General features: G+C 68.2%; 2 protein-coding genes. One reads left to right on the top strand and one right to left on the bottom strand.

What is annotated here, in order from left to right:
• Window positions 1-1149, top strand: a 1149-nt coding sequence (locus LQV45_RS29065; RefSeq protein ID WP_230010503.1) for a class I tRNA ligase family protein, incomplete at its 5' end; no start/stop codon positions are given.
• 90 nt (window positions 1150-1239) lie between these two features.
• Here the strand turns inward: LQV45_RS29065 and LQV45_RS29060 are convergent.
• The gene (locus tag LQV45_RS29060; RefSeq protein WP_290370347.1) at window positions 1240-1533 is read right to left on the bottom strand and encodes a putative quinol monooxygenase; all 294 of its coding nucleotides are present in this window, start codon (window positions 1531-1533) and stop codon (window positions 1240-1242) included.
• Window positions 1534-1877: the final 344 nt, after the last annotated feature.

Raw genomic sequence — 1877 nt, 5'->3', positions numbered from 1 at the left:
GTGGACCCCGCGGCAGATGCGGCCCCCGGCTACGAGGAAGCCCAGCGCGACGTGCCCGGCGGCTTCACCGGCGACGCGGACGTCCTCGACACCTGGGCCACGTCCTCCCTGACCCCCCAGATTGTGGGCGGCTGGAGCACCGACGAGGCGCTCTTCGCCAAGGTCTACCCCTTCGACGTGCGCCCGCAGGGCCATGACATCATCCGGACCTGGCTGTTCTCCTCCGCCGTCCGCGCCGACGCGCTGCAGAGGACCGCACCGTGGAAGCACGCGGCCATCTCCGGCTGGATCCTGGACCCGGACCGGAAGAAGATGTCCAAGTCCAAGGGCAACGTCATTGTGCCCACGGATGTGCTGGAGGAGTACGGCTCCGACGCCGTGCGCTACTGGGCTGCCTCGGCCAAGCTCGGCGCGGACACCGCCTACGAGATCGCGCAGATGAAGATCGGCCGCCGCCTGGCCATCAAGCTGCTCAACGCCTCCAAGTTCGTCCTGAACCTGGGCGCCACCGAGGACTCGGTCGTCTCCGGCGACCTGTCCGTGCTGAGCAACCCCTTAGACCGGGCCGTCCTGGCCCAGCTCGCCGACGTCGTCGAGCAGGCGACCAAGGCATTCGAGGGCTACGACTACGCCCGGGCGCTGCAGATCACCGAGAGCTTCTTCTGGAACTTCACCGACGACTACGTGGAACTCATCAAGGACCGTGCCTACGGTGCGGCAGGCGAGGAGCAGCAGGCATCCGTGCTGGCCGCCCTCGCGACGAGCCTGGACACCCTCCTGCGGCTCTTCGCGCCGTTCCTGCCGTTCGCCACGGAGGAAGTCTGGAGCTGGTGGCGCACCGGTTCCGTGCACCGCGCCCAGTGGCCCTCCGCCATCGCGGTCGACGGCGACACTACCCTCCTGGCCACGGTGGGCACCGCGCTCAGCGGCATTCGCAAGGCCAAGTCCGAGGCCAAGGTCAAGCAGCGCACCGAGGTGCTGTCCGCGACGATCACGGCCTCGGAGTCCCTCACGACCCAGCTCAAGGCCGGCCTCGCCGACCTCAAGGCCGCGGCCAACGCCCGTGAACTGGCGCTTGTCGCCGGCGAGGGTGAACTGGCCGTCAGCGACGTTGTGCTGGCACCTGCCGAGCCGCCCGTCCAGGCGTAGTCTCCGGCGGAAACAACACGAAGGGGCCCTCGGTCCGGTTCAGAGAAGCAATTCTGATCCGGCGGGGCCCCTTCGGCGTCGCGGGGAGGCTCAGACCGCGAAGGACGTCTCGAAGTGCGTCAGCACCGGCGGGGCGGCCAGGAGTTCTGCCAGCCCGCTCGCGCCGTCGCCTGCGCGCCAGGCGCGATAGGCGGCGTCGTGTTCCATCGATACCCACTGTTCGACCACGAGAAAATGCGCCGGATCCGCGCTGTCGACCAGCACGTCGACCCCGAGGCAGCCGTCAAAGGCGCGCGTATCGGAGAGAATATCGCGGAGCACCGCGGGCGCCGTGGGCAGGGCTTCGGCTTTGACGTTCAAGTCGAGATGGGCTGTAACGGGCATGGTGCTCCAATGTTCGCAGGTGGGGACAGGACAAAACCGGGTACAACCGGGCGGGTTGCCCGGAGACCACGGCACGGGGACCGCTGCCCCGTCATTGGAAGCAACAGCCGGGCCGCCGGGCTTGTTCCTTCGGCCCGGAACCCGGGGCGGCACAAGCAAGTCCTACCGCTGAGGCGTGAGGTCACCCGGCACGGGTGAGGCGCCGCACCTCACCGGGGGCACAGAATGAAGGTGCAGCGGTCCGTCGGATCGCCTCGAACCCCAAGAAGAAGCGGAGGTCATACGCATGACTGAGACACTCGATGAACTGGGGCCGGTCGACTGGATCGTCGTTGAAGTCCCCG

The organism is Microbacterium sp. Bi128 (genome assembly GCF_918698205.1).
The sequence above is the reverse complement of the archived record's forward strand: the minus strand, read 5'-3'. Positions and strand labels throughout refer to the sequence as shown.